This is a genomic window from Legionella jamestowniensis, from assembly GCF_001467745.1.
Classification (GTDB): domain Bacteria; phylum Pseudomonadota; class Gammaproteobacteria; order Legionellales; family Legionellaceae; genus Tatlockia; species Tatlockia jamestowniensis.
On the sequence record NZ_LNYG01000013.1, the window covers coordinates 160,435 to 178,756 of the forward strand.

The window sequence follows — 18,322 nt, forward strand, 5'->3', positions numbered from 1 at the left end:
TCAAGTGCTTCGTGAAGTATTCTTGGGCAGATTAAAGTGCTACCACACGATTTTTACCTTGATGCTTGGCTTCATACATCGCTTCATCGGCACGCGTGAAGAGGGTTTCCAGATCATCGCCATGCTGGAAATTGGTTAAGCCAAAAGAAACTGTCACACATACACGTTTTTCACGGTAATAAAAATCATACTCTTCAATCAAACTTCGCAATTCCTCTGCCACTTTGGCCGCATTATTTAAATGGGTTCGTTCAAAAATAAAAATAAACTCTTCCCCACCATAGCGTCCAATAAAATCCATGGCTCGAATGGAAGACTTAAAAAGAGCTGCAATTTTCTTTAAGACTTTATCGCCTGCCAAATGGCCATAGGTATCGTTAATATGTTTAAAATTGTCGATATCGGCAATAGCAATGGATAAATCACCAAATCCTCTTTGCCAGCGATGATAGGCATCCAGCATGTGCTCTTCGTAAGAAGCCCTGTTTGGTAAACCAGTTAAACTGTCCTGGTTATTCTTTAGCCTTTCGAAGGACAGCATATTTTTTATTTCCTTTGCACCACGTTCTGTTTCCATGAGCTTATCCTGTAAAACCAACATCTTATTTTCGTAGTCAGCTAACCGACCCTCTTGATATTCTTTAAATGTTTTAATATGAGAGCCTATAGCAGCTAAACTTGTTTCAATCTTTTTAGATAACTCTTCAAACGATTGCGAATTATCGATATGATTTTTTATATCTTGGATACTTGATCGGACGTCTGTTTCCAATTGCTCTGTACTTTCCCTAGTCAAAGTATTATCTTCTATTGATAATTGTAGATATTTACCAAAATCCCGCAAGTGAGCCGATAACTCGTATAAAATACCTTTGAAACGATTTTGTTCAAAATTAAACGATTTCACTACGAGTTCGGTTAAATTTTCAGCGACCTTAAGCAGTTTTTCTTCCGTCAGATCTTCATTCAACGTCGTTTTAATTGCTTCTTGTTGTTTGAGAAGATCATCAGGAATAGGAAGATGTTCCATGATTTGCAAGAATTGTGAGTTAATTTGTGTGTTGATTTTAGGAAGTCCAAGCTCTAGAGAATGATGTTGTTCACAAAATTCAATCTGTTGCGCCACAGTATTGACGCATTCTTTTAATAATTGATTAAATTCCCTAATCAATTTTCTTTCATCTGTATCAGTTTTTAACAGCTGTTCCATGCGTTCAAAAGCATGTTTATCCTTTAACTCAATAAGCATCTGACCGAGAAGATCTGCACCCTGTTTAATAAAATCAGTAATAATAATCTTATTCTCTTGCCTTTTTTGTTGAAGGTGTGACATGACGTCGACGAGGGATGCGACGCGGTGCTGAATAGAGACGGGATCCTTATTTTTTTTAAGGGCATCTTTTAAATCCAGAACATGTTTGTCTAAATCAATGTGGATACCACTTGGTAAAGTGGTTAGCTTATCAATCGCTTTGCGGAGCAGGTTTACTTCACCCTGAAGTTTGTTACATTGTTCCTCATAATGACTAATCGTATTAACAATTTTTTGCTTTAATTGTTGTTCCATTATTAAAATTCCTTTTAAATCATTATGCTTATTTTTTCCTTTTTTTAAGAAACTCAAGCATCACTTTGGCATGTGATCCGTCACATAGCGGTGGATCCTTCGTTTCTTTACAGCCACAAAAATAGACTGTCTCTGTAAGTATAGCCTTATATGGCATACATTGGTTACCGCAATCTTGCCTGTCGCAAAGCGGCTGATTTTTACTTTTACCACAGCCACACCAATAATAGGTTTTACCCTCTTCCACTTCATAAGGAATAGGGAAAAAAGAAGGTCTGTCGTCATCTTCTACCATGCTGTATCCTTGATGAATCCCCTATAGTAATGGTAGCGCTTTTTTTCTTAGTAAAATGGCCATGAATATGGTGACAACAAAAAGCAGAAAAGAGAAGGCAAGTTGTGCAAAGGCTGCAGGATAAATCATAAACAGTAATGCCGTCATTATCAGAAAAATATGGGCAAATTTTTTAAAAATAATCTGGTATGACGTAAAGCGGGCTGCTTTGCTTAGCCAAATCGCCAATAACATTAACAATAATAAAGGCATTATATAAATGCATTGATAAATAATCAGAAAAACGATTGTTTGAGTCGTGTAAAATTGTTTTGTTTGTAGCCATTGTTCAAACACAACCGCAAAATTAGGTGTGCAAGTTTGCATATAGGCCTGAATACCCAAAGCACTTAAGATGGCCAATCCAATCAATATATAGGATTTTTTTCCATCCAACGTTTTAAAATAACCCAAGGTATAAGCCAGAAGTGCCAATCCAATAAACAGGACAGGAATGCGTAAAACATAGTTCCATTGAAAAAAGAATGCATTGAAAGCTTGTTGTAGGTAATGCGTAACACCAATGGTAAGAATAAATAAAAACCCAACTGCCAATCGTAACTGACGTGTCGGGGCTATCCATAAAAATGCAATCAAGCTAAGAATAACAAATAGTGAACATGGGTTAAGGGCATCATAAATAGCCGTCATTAAGATAACGGAGGCAACAGACGGTTTAGCAATAAGCACGTTGCCGTACCAATTTGCATTCGCCCATTGTTGTAGTACTGCAGTAGTTTTGCTGTTTAGTTGACCTGTTTTAATGATTTGCTCATGGCAGTAGGTTAAACCACGGAGTAATTCTTTCCCAGTTGATTCAGCATCGGCAAAACCTATCCAGTGTGAGTCGCAAAAAAAGATAGCAGGGACGCTAAAATCTGTTGATTTTTGCTGTTGTAGAAATTGGCTAAATGTTTCAAGGGCCGCTTTGTCCTTATTGATTGTGTAGCGCTTAATGTTAAGCCAGGGAGTAGTTGTTTCAAGACGCTGAAAAAATTCATCTGCTTTGTGGCAATGAGGACAAGTTGATGATAAAAACAAGCTAACTTGCAAGGTAATTTCCCGATTTTTTTCCTGTGTAAACCACTCAGGTGGTTTTGCGCTTGCCCATAGCAGGGAAATACACAGACAACCACCTAGAAAAATCTTAAACAGCAACTTCATCTCATGTCCTTGTAATATGTGGAACTAATCACATTTTACTATACAGCGCTTTTCTGTCATTTGTACATGAGGACCCTAGAGGAGCTAATGAATCTAGAGCGCATAATGATTTAATTGTATACACATCTTTGAAAACGCAGTCCCACTCTACTTTCCGGCGTCCTGCGGACAAGCCGCTGTCTTTTGCTCACTTCTTTGCCGACGCCCCGCGGCTTTGTCCGCGGGGTCCAGTGATTTAGCGCAGTGCTTCTGGATCCAGCGGACAAAGCCGCGGGACGTCGGAAAGTAGAGTGGGACTGCGTTATCAGAGATGTGTATAAGATTCAGCGGCTTGTCCGCGGGGTCCAGTGTTTTAGCGCACAGCATCTTGGATCCCGCGGACAAGCCGGGACATCGGAAATAGGGTTTTCATTTAAACCATTCGATACCCTAGTACGTATGAATATAATTTTCCAGTTGTTCGATCACACGTGTTTTATCTTCAAGTAAATGAAATAATAAATCACCTATAGATAAGATAGCAACCAATTCGCCTTGTTCCGTAATTAGCACATGGCGCCGTTTAGTTTGCGTAATCACTTCCATTGCCCTTTCAATCGGATCAAATAAATCCAAGGTACTTACATTGGAGTACGCAACTTGTTTAGCAGTTGTAGTATTAGGATCCAGACATTGATTCAAACACGAGCGAATAATATCGCGTTCACTCACTAGTCCTACAATATTTTGATCGTCTCTTACAACTAATGCCCCAATGTCTTTATTGATCATAATCCTAACGCATTCATTCACGGTAACATCCGGGTTAATAAAAACAATGGGGCGCCTTGGTTGGGGTAAAGCAGAAAAAATTGGGTGCGTCATGACTCACTCCCTCGAAAATTTCCAGACTCATGTAGTCAAGAATAGCAATTAAATTCTATATTGATCAAATATAGCACAATAACTTTTATTCCTTAGAAAATTCCTCTACTAACGGAAAATTGTCATCCGAAATCATATTTTTCTTGCTTTTAAAGAGGATTTATTTAGGATTATCAGAAGCTATTTAAAATAAGGAAACAGGATGTTCAAACCCTATTTATTTTGCGGATTATTAGTAGTAGCAAGCACAAGTCACAGCGGCACGATGGGTTGTCAAACAGAGGGGGTAACGGTTCCCTGTGACAGTCGGGCCTGGGATGTCGGCATAAGCGCACTCTATTTAAAACCCACATCTTCATTATTAAATCCTTACTTACGTAGCGGGACTATAACTATAGCGAATGGAACTCATTATCACAGCATAGAATCTCCCTGGGACTGGGGGTTTATTCTGGAAGGGAGTTATCACTTTAACACAGGAAATGATATTAATTTGAATTGGTTGCATTTTAATGATAGCTATGGTGAGGTCGTAAATGCTTATTTTCCTGAAGCACCCATCCCTATATCATTAACTACCCATTTAAACTTTGAAACTAAACTGGATGTTGTTAATTTTGAATTTGCGCAGAATGCCCATTTAGGAAGCAAAACTAGCTCACGGGTTCATGCGGGCCTGCAATATGCAAATGCTACTATTGATAGAAATGGCCAGAGATTTGAGCAAATCACTGATGGAACCCCTTACTTGTCTCAAGTTAGCTCAGTAGACGCCAAGTATAATGGTTTAGGTCCTCGTTTAGGAGGGGAGCTTTCCCATCAGCTTTCTCACGGATTTTCTGTATTTGCTAAAGGTGCTATGGCACTTTTGGTCGGTGAAGCAAAAACAACATTGGCAGGTACTAATTTAAGCGGTCCGAGAATTACTCCTTTTGTTCGCTATATCAGTCAAACGACGTTAGTTCCAGAGCTTGAAACCAAATTAGGGGCGAGTTATCAATTTAATGGTAGTTTGGGGCAATTTAGTCTCTTGGCGGGTTGGATGTTCCAGCACTATTTTGAGATGTTTTTGTTAGCTCCTGGAGAGCGAATCAATGAGGCATCTAGTCCAACTAACCACGAACTTTCCTTGAATGGTCCTTTTCTCCAAGGAAAATGGGTTTCAAATGCCTGATAGAAGATAGAGTATGCTTTTGCGTTTTTTAGATGTAACCAAAGCCAGCTTGTTATGGCAGCAAAGCATACTTGGTTTACTCTTATTAGCCGCTCTCATTTTTCAAGGGGTTACGGACCGATCCGTTTTATTAATAAGTTATGGTGTTTTCTTACTCTTAAGTCCAATTTATTTTTTTCGCCTGCAAAAACAAATTTCCATAACCTTCACCCCATTAAGTTTACTATTAATCCTTTGGTTGATATGGGTATATCTTCCTTACTATTTCGGATGGGTTGCTAATACCAGCTTATTTGGTTTTTTTCAGTGTAGCCCATGGATTGTCACTTTTTTTATTCTTGAAACTAGTAATTCAACCAAGCGATTATGGTCAGGTCTCTTTCAAATAGTATGGCTACTAAGCTTAATTTGCGCACTCTATGCCCTCTTTCAATTTTTTATATTACACCAAATGCCCTGTGGATTTTTTGCCAGTAAAAATACCACGGCTGCTTTTTTGATGATGACCCTTTTAATTCTCACTGGTGAATTTTTAAAACCCACGCTTAGGCCGCTTAAGGTCGCAAATTCTGTGTACTTAGCCTTGATAGGAATAAGTATTGTTATATTGGCATTAGCGATGTTTTCTGCTTTAAGTCGTGGTGTCATGATAAGTTTTTCTTGTGGTTTGGCTGTTGAATTAATAGTGCTTGGACACGTTATCTCAAAAAAACGCCTCTTCCTGTTCCTCACTCTTTTATTCCTTGCTTTTAGTTTATTCCTGCTGATTGCACAACCTGCTATTGCACATCGCCTGTTATTACTACAGCGAGAAAAATCCCGTCTTATTATGTGGCAAGGAGCCTGGCATTTATGGCAAAACACACCCTGGTATGGGCTTGGAATTTTTAACTTCAAGCATTATTACCAGGCTTATAGTTTGCCCGGCGATGGTTCAGTTCTCGAATATGCGCACAATGATTTTTTACAACTACTCATTGAAACGGGCATTCCTGGCGGTATGATTTTACTGAGTATTATGGTGATTATTAGTTTGTCTTTGTGGCGATACCTACAACAACATTTCAAAGGGGAGCACGTCCCGTTAGTCGCTTGTTTCGCTGCATTGATGAGTTTCGTCTTTCATAGTGTTGTAGACTTTAATTTTTATGTGTTACCAATGAATCTGCTGCTGGGCTGCTATCTTGGTTATTTGCATAATGGCCTGAAGGAAGCAGGTGCTATACCGAGTTGGCCTATACGATTATCAATTCTGCAACAACGTCTTTTAATCCTGCTTGGCTTACTTTTGGGGTTATTTATTAGTAGCAATGCGTTGCGGCTATTGATGTTTGATTATCACACTACAAAAGCTGATATCGCCACGAAACAACATCATTACCAAGCTGCACTACCTCATACTAAACAAGCCTTGCAATGGTTGGATGTGGCGGCTCTCCATAGCCATAGAGCTGATTTATATTTGCAATTTGCTAATAGCGCAAAAACACGGGATGAAAAACAGACATTTACCAGGAAAACTCAAAACGAAATTAATAAAGCACTTGCAAACAATCCTTATTATGCCCGTCCCTATTTCCAAATGGCCTTGGTGCAATCGATTTTATTAAATAATCCAGCAAAAGCACAAAATTTTTTCGCCGAATCGATAGCTAAAAATCCTCATTATAGTTTGGCTCGTCTTACGTTTTGTCAATTTTTAATCGAGCAACAGGATTTAATTTACGCACAACGGGTACTTGAACAAGGACTGCACTATCCAATCGCACCGGAGCAGGCAGAAATTTACTTAAACTATCTTGCAAAACTACGCTATGAAAATGGCGATAAGAAAGGTGCTTTGCAAATCGCTAGTCGCTTACAACACCTTTCTTATTACAATTATGATTACAGTGATTTGATTTCAGCTTCTGTTTAACAATTTCCAGATCGACGTTTACACATTGTATTAAGCAGAGAAACAAATCGACTATCCAGGATTGAACTGCCTTGTAACATAATGCGTGAATCAACATACCCATAGGAGGTCACACCAACAATGGCATTACGTGCAGGATTGAGGCCTCCTGTTTGTCCGCTTGAAGCTATGCCAAAATTTTGTACCCACGGTCCACCGCTCGAACCGCCTCTCATGTCAGAACCATACTCCACATTATTAGGAGTAACCCCACGAAAACTTTGGGATGTCACCTGATGCATTAATTGACAAGAATCCAGATTGCAAGGGTAGCCCAATAAATGAACATGGTTAGAATTTAAAGCATTAGTTTTCCATCCCAATATTCCTGTAACAGAGCCCAAGCGTCTTGTAGTGCCGCTAATCACTTGATCCTTAACTTCAATCATGGCGTAATCTGCAGCGTTCGGAACTATTCCTCGCCCTGTTGCCCAAGCTGAAGTGGTCAACACATAACTCCAGGACCAACTTCTGAGGGGTGCCTTCCCACTGCGATAAGCTGGAATGAATAAAAAATTCGTAAAATAACCAGCGTTAGTTCCTGAGTGCACACAGTGCCCAGCCGTTAGAATAAGTCGTTGTTTAACCACAGCAGCTGAGCACGTAAAATTTCCTTGGCCAGGAACGGTAAAAAAAAGTCTCCCTACAGTTCTATAGGGATAAACCAAATCTGCAGTGATAGGCACTAGACGAGAACTGGAAAAATTAGCACCCGAAATTCCTCGATTAAAAAAGGATTGAGAAATCTCTTCTTGCTCCAAATTAAGCATACTTTCAGGAATCAGGGGCATTAAATTAAGCTCCGTGTCTTCCTCAGGAGGAGCGCCATCCTCTTGCTGCGACTCTTCCAAATTCAATGGATCTTTGTCAAGCTCTTGAAGCTGATTTGGATCAGCCTCAGGATAAGGCATCTCCTTGGCATTCATTAATCGTTCGGGAGTCCAATATTCCAGCAAAGAATTTTCAGGTTGATTATTTTCAACACCTTGTTCAACTTCATTATCCGCCCATAGTTGGGTGGAACATAAAATAAAAAGAAACGTACTAATTTTGATAAATGTTTTCATGATTTAAAATTCCCTTTCAAAATCAATTAAATATACAGGCTTTTATTGCTTTCTTATAATTCCACAAGGAGTGGTTTTCGTCAAATCAGCAACTTGGCATATTTACCATGCTTATGCACGTCATACGACACCCCAAGTTTGCACCTGGATTCCGCGATAAGCACGGAACGTAGACATTAAGAAAATTTTAGAAATTAAACGGCAAGTGTATTATCTAAAAGGTATTTTTTTGACTGGGAAAAAACCGGTTGGCGCACCAGCGCCAACCAAGCTCGTTTAACTTTACAGGTAGTTTAGCTCACAACTTTCCAAGAACCGTCTGCTTGACGGCATGCTTTTCCATAAATTTGCTGTGATTTACCACCAATAATTGCTCTGGTGATGTACTCACGGCAGGGTTGGTTATTGGTGTAGTAGGTGCGTGTAGGTTGTACGGTATAACGGTTACCGTTATCAGGGTTTCGCCAAACAACAGCACGTCCCGTGGGGGCAGTTTCCAATGCTTTTTGCATTTCCAAGCGATCGAGGCGATCCATGGTACGACCAATATTTCCTCCCAGAAAAGCGCCCAATAAAGCGCCACCAGCAGCTGCAGCAACTTTACCAGAACCACCGCCAAACTGGCTGCCTAGCAATCCACCTACAACACCACCTGTGACAGTACCTACCCCTTCATTGGTCACTTGCGCACAACTGGCAAGAAAAATTGAAAGGGACAGAGATACTAACGCTATTTTTTTCATGAATTCACCATAAGTATCGTTGTAAAATCGGTTGGTATTCTAGCATCACGTTTAGATATTATCCACAATATGTTTAATTTTAAATCGTTTACTCTTGCCGTACCCTGGGTGAAAATTGACACAGTAACTCGTAAGCAATCGTTCCAGCAGACAAAGCAATTGATTCTACTGGAATATGTTGCCCCCATAATTCAACGGGATCCCCTATTTTTACCTCGGGGCAATGCGTTAAATCGACAGTCAACATGTCCATCGAAACCCTTCCAACGATTGGAACTTGACTACCATTAATCCAAACAGGGGTATTTTGTGCGATGTGACGTGGATAACCATCCCCATAACCAACCGCAACCACGCCTATCACTGAAGGGCGATTGGTTTGCCAGGTACCACCGTAACCAATACGAACTTGTGCCGGGTAATGGTGAATCGCACTAATGGCAGAAACAAAACGCATCACCGGCATTAAACCTAACTCCTGGCCCGTCTGATGCGCAAAAGGAGAAACACCATAAAGCATAATGCCTGGTCGCACCACATCCGCATGGGTTTCCGGTAAAGCAAGGATTGCTGCCGAGTTACTAATACTTTTAATTAAATTTCCTTGAGGCAAATCAAGTTCTTTAAACACCCTTAATTGATTTTGGTTACTTGGATTGTCTGGTTCGTCTGCACAAGCCAAATGGGTCATTATGCCAATTTCAGCATCTACCCAAGGACAAGCACGCAATGTACTAATAATCTCATGGACGTTTTGCGGAGAAAAACCAAGCCGGTGCATGCCGGTGTTGACTTTAACCCAGACTTTAATTTTATTGGGGAGGGGCTTCTCTAATAACCACTGTAATTGATGCGGTTGATGAATGACGCACTGAAAATGATGTGCAGCGACCGCATCAAGCTCTTCCGGGCTGAAAATACCCTGAAATAATACACAATCGCTGCGAATACCTAAATCTCGGATAGCCATCGCCTCTTCAATACAAGCAACACCGAAGGCATAAATTTGCCCTTCTAGTACCGGCGCCACTGACGATAAACCGCAGCCATAAGCATTGGCTTTAACCATCGCGATAATTTTTGAGTGCGGGGCACGACGTTTAATAAAATTTAAATTGTGCAAAAGCGCTGTGGCATCAATTTGCACACGAGTGGGTCTTGTCATATTAATCAATTCCCTGGTAACCGTTAAAGGCTAAATCTTCAAAACGAGTGTATTTACCCAGGAACGCTACCCGAACCTTACCAATAGGACCATTACGTTGTTTCGCAATAATTAATTCCGCGACTCCCTTATCAGGACTGTCTTCATTATAGACTTCATCTCGATAAATAAAGCAAATTAAATCCGCATCTTGTTCAATTGCCCCTGATTCGCGCAAATCAGACATAACAGGGCGTTTATCCTGACGCTGCTCTAAGCTACGGTTTAACTGGGACAAAGCAATGACCGGTACATCCAATTCTTTGGCCAAGGCTTTTAAACTGCGCGATATTTCCGAAATCTCGGCAGTCCGGTTATCGGCTTTAAATCCTGGTACTTTCATTAATTGGAGGTAATCGACAACAATCAAGCCCAACTGCCCCTGCTCTTTCGCTAAGCGGCGAGCGCGGGCACGCATTTCAGCCGGTGTTAAAGCCGCAGTATCATCAATAAAAAGAGGGGCTTCCGATAAAAGGTGCACGGCTGAGGTTACACGTGGCCAATCCTCTTCTTCAAGTTTACCCGTACGCAATCGGTGTTGATCAATTCTACCTAAAGAAGACATCATCCGCATGGCCAATGAATCGGCTGGCATCTCCATGGAAAATACCAACACTGGTTTTTTAGCATGGATGGCCGCATGTTCTGCCATATTCATGACTAAGGTGGTTTTACCCATGGAAGGACGGCCAGCCACAATGATCAAATCCGAGGGTTGTAAACCCGACGTCCTTTCATCAAAATCACTTAAACCGGTGGGCAACCCGGTTAAGGCATCCCCATTGTTATACAATGCATCAATTTTCTCTACAGCCTTCACCAGAATCTTTTTGATGCTTTCTGGTCCACCATCGCCCCCAGTCTGTTCAGCAATTGCAAATACTTTTGTTTCGGCAAAATCTAAAAGTTCGGTTACTTCCCTTCCCAAAGGGTTGTAGGCAGAATCGGCAATGTCATTGGCTACCGTAATCAATTGTCGTTGAACGGATTTTTCCCGGACAATATCTGCATAAGCAGACACATTGGCCACGCTGGGGGTATTGTTGGCTAATTCAAAAAGATAGGTTTCTCCGCCAGCATCATCAAGCTGGTGGGTAGATTTTAAAATATCCAGTAGGGTAACGACATCAAAAGGTTGATCTTTTTTGGCCAGCTCACTAATCGCTTCATAAAGGATGCGATGTTCAGTGCGGTAAAAATCAGTGTCGCATAATTTGGTATTAATCGAATCCCAAACCTGGTTATCCAGCATCAATCCGCCAATAATTGCCTGCTCGGCTTCCGCTGAATGCGGTGGTGATCGAAGGGAGTCCACAGGATTTTTTCGTGCTTTTAGTTCGGCAGCCATAGCGTAACAGTTTTAGAAAACGATCTTGTGCCTATTGTAATGCTGAATGTAAAAAAAGACACACATTACGTGTGTCTTTTTGCAATTTTTTATGAAGGCGGAATTAACGAACCCAAACTTGTGTACGTCCAAGTGCAGAAACACCAACATAACCACGGACATAAAGTTTGTTACCTTTTAGCGTCATTTTGGCACGATAAACTTTACCGGTTTTAGGATCAAGGATTTGACCACCTTCCCATTCTCCATTACCTTTGTCTTTTAAGCCCCAAACAAACTGCAAGCCTTGGATGGGTTTGTCTTTAAAACCACCAGGGCATTTAGAGCAGATACCGGTATCACCAGGTTGTGGATAAATTTTTATAATCCTGCCATTTAAGGTCCCCCCAGACACTGTTAAACGGATAATTGCCCTTTTTTTGCCCGTCTTATCATCGATAGTAGTCCAGGTGCCTGCTGGTGACGCAGCTAAAGCAACAGGTAAGAATAATACCATTACTACAAAAGCTAATAACGCCTTCCATTGTCTCATGAGATTTCTCCGTAATTTTCTCATAAAAAGAATAGGCTATGATTTTTCGCTTTGCAATCAAAAAAGAATAACTTTTTTCAAATCTTGACTGTACCACTTAACTCATTCACTATTAACAGATTTATTCCACAGGCAACGGCATAAAAAATTGCTCGATATCCTGTTTTGTCAACCCGGTTATTCCACGAATATTGTCTGATAATATGCCATCAAATAGCTGTCTTTTCCTGTTTTGCATGGCCAAAATAGCCTCTTCAACGGTCCCTGAGGTAATTAATTTATAAACAAACACCGGATTATCCTGGCCTATGCGATGGCTGCGATCGGTAGCTTGATCTTCGACTGCCGGATTCCACCAGGGATCATAATGGATCACCGTGTCCGCACGGGTTAAATTTAAACCAGTACCCCCTGCTTTTAAACTAATCAAAAAAATGGGTGTGTGTCCTTCTTGAAATCGGGTAACCAGTGCTTGTCTGTTTTGAGTTTGCCCCGTTAATTTGAGGTAGGGATAATTTCTCTGCTTTAACTGCTCCTCAATCAATCGAAGCATTGAAGTGAACTGGGAAAATACGAGAACCCTTCGTCCCTCATCCACCAGGCTATCTAGCAATTCCATTAGGGCCTCGAGCTTCGCGGATGTTGTATAAGCCATTTCTGCTTCTGGTATTGATAGCAACTTAGGGTCACAACACACTTGCCTTAACTTCAATAAGGCATCAAGAAGTACAATGTGGCTTTTTTCCATCCCTTGTTTAGAAATGGCTTCTCGTACCTTTTTCTCCATACTCATGCGGATCGCTTCGTAAAGATCTCTCTGCGCGCCTGTTAATTCTATTGTTAAAGTCATCTCCGTTTTATCAGGCAGTTCCCGGGCGACTTGATTTTTTGTGCGCCGTAATATAAACGGTTGGACACGTTTGGCCAGTAATATTCTTCTTTCCGTATCGCCCTGCGTTTCAATCGGTTTTTTAAAAAAACGACTAAACTGTTTCGCGTCGCCCAATAGACCCGGCATTAAAAAATGAAACAAAGACCATAATTCACCCAAATGATTTTCAAGCGGTGTTCCAGATAAACAAAGACGATGTTTTGCCTGTATTTGCTGAATAATTTGCGTTGTTTTTGTGCGGGCATTTTTTATGGATTGTGATTCATCTAAAATAAGGTAATAAAATGCGTAATCGATAAAGCGTGATTTATCGCGCTGAATAAGGCCATAAGTAGAAATCACGACATCATAATCATCAAAATCATCCTGATGTCGTAATGCACCATGAAAAACTAATAATTTCAAACCAGGGGTAAAACGTTTTGCCTCTGCAAACCAGTTCCAGACAAGGCTTGTGGGTGCAACAATCAAACTTGCTTTTGTCAAACGCCCTGCTTCTTTTTCAACCTGCAAATGTGCCAATGTTTGTATAGTCTTGCCTAAGCCCATATCATCGGCTAATACTCCTCCAAACTGGCTTAAACGTAAAAACTGTAGCCAGTTAAGGCCTTCTTGCTGGTAGTCCCGTAACGTTGTTTTTAAACCTGACGGAACCTTAACCTTAGGCAAACTGGTTAGATTTGTTAATTGATTTAATTGTAAACGGATAGTTTCTGCCCCAAGCCAACGTGCCGATGTTGCTAGCATTGCCTGCTCTGTTTCACGCATTAATATTAATTGATATCGGCTTATACGCAGGCGGGATTCATCGCTAAGATGGCGTGTTCCATACTGCAGGAGGAAACGAATCAAGGGCTTCACACGTCCGATTTCAACTTGCAGCGTTTTGCCTTCAGGAAGCGGCATTTTAACCAATGTCTTATCAGGTAATTCATCAATTTTACTTTTATCCAGGCGGGCAATTAAATCGGCCACCAAAGGCACAATGCTAACTTGTTTTCCATCCACTAAAATTCCTAACTGGTAGGAAAAAAAATCATTACCCCGCTCTTGGGCCTCAGAAAACCACTCCACGTCATCAGCGTCGATGATTTCTTGATAAACAGGATGGTTGAATTCGACTGTCCATTGCTTTTTTTCAAATAAAGGAAGGACATTTTTATAGAGTTTCGATAAATCCTCTTCTTGATGAAAATTTGCCAATACTTTTTCATGGCTTATCTCATATTCACACCACAGCTTTTCTGTTAACGTGGGGGCTCGAAGCGCAAGAATTTGAGCAATTTCAGCAAGTAATTCTTTTTCACGCGCACCATGACGTGGGATCTCCACTAACGTCTTTCCTTCCTCTTTTATTAGTTTGTGATAGGTATCTTCAGCCTTTACTTTTATACCCCCATAGTTAAAAAATATATCCGCTACAAAGAGAAGATGGGGGGCATCTAATTGCATCAAAGAATTATTCTCCAATTCAACCGCATCGAAACTAATGACTACAGAGGGTTCTATCTGTCGTGTTTCTTGCTTTTCAAAAATTCTAGGAGGCGGCAAGTCCGGGCATGCACTAGCCATGTGCCGGACAGTATCGGGAAGATTGTCCAGGTTTACTGGGGGCATTCTTAAAATTTTTTTGACATGCCCTAGGGTATATGGAACAGTTAATAAGCCGAGCGTATGAAGCTCCTCATCAAAATACCAGGGTTTATCTAAAAACAAGGGGGAGATAGGCTCTGCATCAAGCTCAGTTTCCAAAACCGGATATTGCTTTCCATCCGTTGTTAAATGCCAGACAAGCGTTGTATTTAAGACATCCCCTAATTCTAATTTGGGCTCAGTTTTTAACGATAAATAAGCCCTGCCAGTTTTTAAAATGTCTTCCAATAATTCACTGTTACGGATTGAAAATCTATCAAACCAGCCTCTGTTATTATTTTTTTCCATTAGCACGGCCACAATATTTTCATCTTCCTCGGTGAAATACTGTCGACGGGAGTCCGTTAATGTATTGAAAAAATTTTTTTTACCTAATCCCCCTCGCTTACGTCGTTTTGCTATAGCAAGTTTTACTAAAATTCGATCCTCGTACTCAGTGAGTTGAGGCTCGATAAGGTACACTAGTTCATGAGAGGAATCTTTTTCAATTTTCTTCTCTTCTTTTTCCCGCAAAGAAGTTAACCAGGTATTTAACGATTCCTCGTTATTTTGATTTCTTGGGGCAGGTATGGAGTAATTTTCTCTAACTTGCAAAAAAAATAGGCTTGCTGCGGCATGCTCGCAGTTAATGCGAGATTGACAACTACAGAGGGCAGGTTTTGTGGGCCATGATTTTAAATCAATGTGCACATCATAAATTTGACCGGAGCGACCTTTTACACGTGCTTTCAGCAAGCCGTCACTCAGACGAATATTTAGCACATACCCCTTTTGCTGATACTCTTGGCCATTAAGCAAGACAACAGGAGAAAAAACACTAGCCATTCGTGATAAAGCATCTTTGAGCATATGACCTGGTTTAAAGGTTAAACAGACAATTATAACCTAATTTGACTTATTTTTGATATTAAATGTAAACTAGTTGAATGTGTGATTTAATAATTAACAATCTAATTAATTTTAAGACAACTTAAAATTTAAGTATAATCTTATGTTTAAAGAGTTTCGTGAGTCTCTAAGTGACTTCTTAAAAATCCAGGGCGTAAACGTTCTAGCACGTGATGAATTTCTTGGTGCTGCTGAATATCAAAAAGAGAAATTCATCCATTTGATGTTAGAACAATGCAATTTTGACTTAATTGTTAAATTTGCATGCACTACCTCTGATTTTTATAATGCTTGCCGCTCCCCTGTTTTTAACGAGCATTGGATGAAATTATGGAGTACCTACGGTATTCTAATTACAAAAGACCCTTCTAAAGCGCTCTATTATCAGCGCTGCTCGAATAAATTTGATTTATTCCTCGGTATTTATTTCTATTACAGAGCCTTGCGTGTCAAGGACACCTTTAATAAGAATACCAGTACGCTGGAAAAGGATTATCTGCTGAAAGCGATGGATTATGGTTCTATTCATGCCTGTCAACAATATTCTGTCTATTTATTTAATGATTACCAAAATCATCCACCCCCCAAAGAGACAGCAGATTCTTTTCAACATCTCCTAGCCTGCATAAAAAAGTTAATTCCTGATTACGGTAGCTATGCTTATATCATGCTAGCGGAAACCTATGTACGGTTTGGGATGTTTCAGTTTAGCCTGGGTCATGAAATGTTAACTGATAAAGCCTTTAGTGCTGCAAACCTTGCAGCTATTAAAGCCCAAGAAAGCTACTTGGAAAATGATCCTGCCATTTTTAATGCAAGTTTTGGTCAAGGTTTAGCAGCGAGTAACTCGCTGCACCTGGATGATTTAGAAGAGATAAGAAACTATATTTCAACTATTACCGCAAAAGGATACAAAGACTTGCCCTCTGAGGAATCTAATAACTCCAATAACAATAAGTTCTGAGCAACCCCACATTTAGATGGGTGTTGCTACAGGTTCTTCAGCCACATTTAATTTTTCAGGTTGCGTGGCAGTTTTCAAGATTCCTCCTTTTGCCATTGACTGGGCAAGCAATCCCACGTTTATTCCTGGTTTTTGAGAGGTATTGGCTGATATCACTGTGACTGTACCAATCTCTGGAACTGAAAATAACTCATCCTCTTTTGGTGCAACCACTTCATCTTTATCGATTTGCATACCTGGAATGCTCCGCAAATTGGCACCTGAATAATACACCGTATTAGCAACTACGCTGTTCATTGAATTGACAGAGGAATTTTTCACCGAATTCGCACCGACATCATTCACAGTCGGTGTAGCATCCACTTCAGCTGGCATCTTTTTCAATGAAAAAAGCTTGGTGAGGTAGTCCATTTTTTCTTCATCGCTTTCTAATTTTTCAAATTGGGTTTTATTTATTTTATAAACCAGTATTTGATCTATCATAGATAAGGAAATCTTCTGGTTTTTAAATAAGTCAGCCAACGTCTGATTTTGAAAGAATGATTTCATTTTTGATGAAAACAATAATTTAACAAGCAACTCGTTATCGACTGTTGTTTCACTGCCTAAAACCTCAACAAGACTCTCGCAAGCTGGCAGATTACCCACAAGCTGATTCACAGGCTGCTGCTCAATTTCGATACTTGAAGTCACTGTGGTGAGTTTTTGGAATAATTGATGAGGATCAAGAAACCCTTTTTGCATTAATGTTAGAAGTGCTTTATCTGTAAAAATTTTATAAAAATTCGGTTTACTCAAACAACTCTCTAGCACGCCCGCATGATAGAAGGCCAATTCAAACATCGGATGACTCTGAATCCCATATTTGTCTTTATAAGGATATTCAGCCTCTAAGGCTAAGGCCATTTTAAGGACTGAATGCACCAAGGGATATTGTTCTTTGTAGCACAGATCAATAAGCATAGCATCTGTGTAACTTACAGGGGATCGTTCAAGCTCTAAAACAGCCTTTCCTGCGAATTCAGCAGCGAGATATTTTACGCCTTTACTGCGCATTTTATTATTTAGCTTGTTGTCATGACTGTGTATGGGGAATAAAAATGGGGACACTCTTTTTTCATAGCCAGTACTAGACAATAGACTGCTTGGCATGTCGCTTGCCGAACCTTCTCTCGCTTTGATCTTATGCACGTAATTAAAAATAGTGGTCAGGCTTTGGGGATACAGCACGTACTCAGGGGGCAAGTTATCCCAGGTAAGGTCTACAACCTCTAATGTTTTTTGGGCTGGCACTTGATTTTCAAGTAAAGATAGCAGATTTTCATCCTTTGCAGTTAATAATAAATGCATCAGCGTAAAAACTGGACAATGCACGCTATCCGTTTGATAGAATTCATTTTTACCCGCAACTATAAACTGAATACTCATTTGTTTGGAGATACGTTTAAATTCTTCATAGTAGCCATCAGACAAGCGAAAGTGGTCTGCAACGAATGCTAAAGGAGGCAATCCTGGACGAATAAATAAATCAAGGGCACAATAGTGAATTGTAGCAGGCTCTCTTTGTTTTGCCTTGCTACGAACCCCTACTTCAATAAAAAATTGATAGTGCCCTGCTTTGGTTAAAAATGATTTATCTTCACTACTTCGGTTTTCCAGGTATGAAAGTAACTTATCCTTATGCATAAAGACGACATTTTTGAGCGCACCGTTGTTCTTATACATCTCCATCAAAAAGCGTATTGACTCTTCACTGGCAATATAGTTGGTTTCCATACGGGCCAATTCTGCTAAATCATCAGTTATTAATTGGGTCAAGGATCGTCTCATAATACACCTAGTTCGTCATTGTTATAATTTATTGTTACTCACTATTCTTAAGGAAAAATTAAAATATGCACAAATTTAGTTAAATTTTTACTTTTGGCAGCATAAATACACTCCTAGACGGGATGATGCTCTATTTAAAGC

General features: G+C 40.1%; 14 protein-coding genes. 3 read left to right on the forward strand and 11 right to left on the reverse strand.

What is annotated here, in order from left to right; genetic code table 11:
- Positions 1 to 31: 31 nt before the first annotated feature.
- The 4 genes from Ljam_RS05150 to Ljam_RS05170 form a co-directional block, all read right to left on the reverse strand.
- Positions 32 to 1,567, reverse strand: coding sequence for a GGDEF domain-containing protein (locus tag Ljam_RS05150; RefSeq protein ID WP_131762411.1), 1,536 nt, complete (start codon positions 1,565 to 1,567; stop codon positions 32 to 34).
- 28 nt (positions 1,568 to 1,595) lie between these two features.
- Positions 1,596 to 1,862 (reverse strand): CDGSH iron-sulfur domain-containing protein, encoded by a 267-nt coding sequence (locus Ljam_RS05155; protein WP_058449060.1) that lies wholly within the window; start codon positions 1,860 to 1,862, stop codon positions 1,596 to 1,598.
- Positions 1,863 to 1,883: 21 nt separating this feature from the next.
- Positions 1,884 to 3,065 (reverse strand): glutaredoxin family protein, encoded by a 1,182-nt coding sequence (locus Ljam_RS05160; RefSeq protein ID WP_058449061.1) that lies wholly within the window; start codon positions 3,063 to 3,065, stop codon positions 1,884 to 1,886.
- 429 nt (positions 3,066 to 3,494) lie between these two features.
- Entirely contained in the window at positions 3,495 to 3,929 is a 435-nt protein-coding gene (locus tag Ljam_RS05170; protein WP_058449063.1) for a CBS domain-containing protein, read from the reverse strand.
- Positions 3,930 to 4,131: 202 nt separating this feature from the next.
- Here Ljam_RS05170 and Ljam_RS05175 point away from each other — a divergent pair, with 202 nt between their 5' ends.
- Positions 4,132 to 5,103: an Lpg1974 family pore-forming outer membrane protein gene (locus Ljam_RS05175; RefSeq protein WP_058449064.1), complete on the forward strand. Its 972-nt coding sequence runs from the start codon at positions 4,132 to 4,134 to the stop codon at positions 5,101 to 5,103.
- 13 nt (positions 5,104 to 5,116) lie between these two features.
- Positions 5,117 to 7,021 (forward strand): O-antigen ligase family protein, encoded by a 1,905-nt coding sequence (locus tag Ljam_RS05180; RefSeq protein WP_058449065.1) that lies wholly within the window; start codon positions 5,117 to 5,119, stop codon positions 7,019 to 7,021.
- Here Ljam_RS05180 and Ljam_RS05185 read toward each other — a convergent pair.
- The 6 genes from Ljam_RS05185 to Ljam_RS05210 form a co-directional block, all read right to left on the reverse strand.
- Positions 7,018 to 8,127 (reverse strand): trypsin-like serine peptidase, encoded by a 1,110-nt coding sequence (locus Ljam_RS05185; RefSeq protein WP_058449066.1) that lies wholly within the window; start codon positions 8,125 to 8,127, stop codon positions 7,018 to 7,020. The two genes, Ljam_RS05180 and Ljam_RS05185, sit on opposite strands and share 4 nt — an antisense overlap.
- Positions 8,128 to 8,420: 293 nt before the next feature.
- Positions 8,421 to 8,870: an RT0821/Lpp0805 family surface protein gene (locus Ljam_RS05190; protein WP_058449067.1), complete on the reverse strand. Its 450-nt coding sequence runs from the start codon at positions 8,868 to 8,870 to the stop codon at positions 8,421 to 8,423.
- A gap of 88 nt (positions 8,871 to 8,958) precedes the next feature.
- A complete protein-coding gene (gene alr / locus Ljam_RS05195) occupies positions 8,959 to 10,035 on the reverse strand; it encodes an alanine racemase (protein ID WP_058449068.1) in 1,077 nt (358 codons plus the stop codon).
- 1 nt (position 10,036) lies between these two features.
- Positions 10,037 to 11,422 carry a replicative DNA helicase gene (dnaB, locus tag Ljam_RS05200; protein WP_058449069.1) on the reverse strand — a complete coding sequence of 462 codons (1,386 nt, stop codon included), beginning with the start codon at positions 11,420 to 11,422 and terminating at the stop codon, positions 10,037 to 10,039.
- Positions 11,423 to 11,525: 103 nt separating this feature from the next.
- The gene (locus Ljam_RS05205) at positions 11,526 to 11,954 is read right to left on the reverse strand and encodes a DUF2147 domain-containing protein (protein ID WP_058449070.1); all 429 of its coding nucleotides are present in this window, start codon (positions 11,952 to 11,954) and stop codon (positions 11,526 to 11,528) included.
- A gap of 121 nt (positions 11,955 to 12,075) precedes the next feature.
- On the reverse strand, positions 12,076 to 15,348 hold the full coding sequence (locus tag Ljam_RS05210) for a DEAD/DEAH box helicase (protein ID WP_058449071.1): 3,273 nt from the start codon (positions 15,346 to 15,348) through the stop codon (positions 12,076 to 12,078).
- A gap of 142 nt (positions 15,349 to 15,490) precedes the next feature.
- Here Ljam_RS05210 and Ljam_RS05215 point away from each other — a divergent pair, with 142 nt between their 5' ends.
- Entirely contained in the window at positions 15,491 to 16,351 is an 861-nt protein-coding gene (locus Ljam_RS05215) for a DUF5630 domain-containing protein (protein WP_058449072.1), read from the forward strand.
- Between the two features lie 12 nt (positions 16,352 to 16,363).
- Here the strand turns inward: Ljam_RS05215 and Ljam_RS05220 are convergent, their stop codons facing one another.
- On the reverse strand, positions 16,364 to 18,181 hold the full coding sequence (locus Ljam_RS05220; RefSeq protein WP_058449073.1) for a hypothetical protein: 1,818 nt from the start codon (positions 18,179 to 18,181) through the stop codon (positions 16,364 to 16,366).
- Positions 18,182 to 18,322 lie beyond the last annotated feature (141 nt).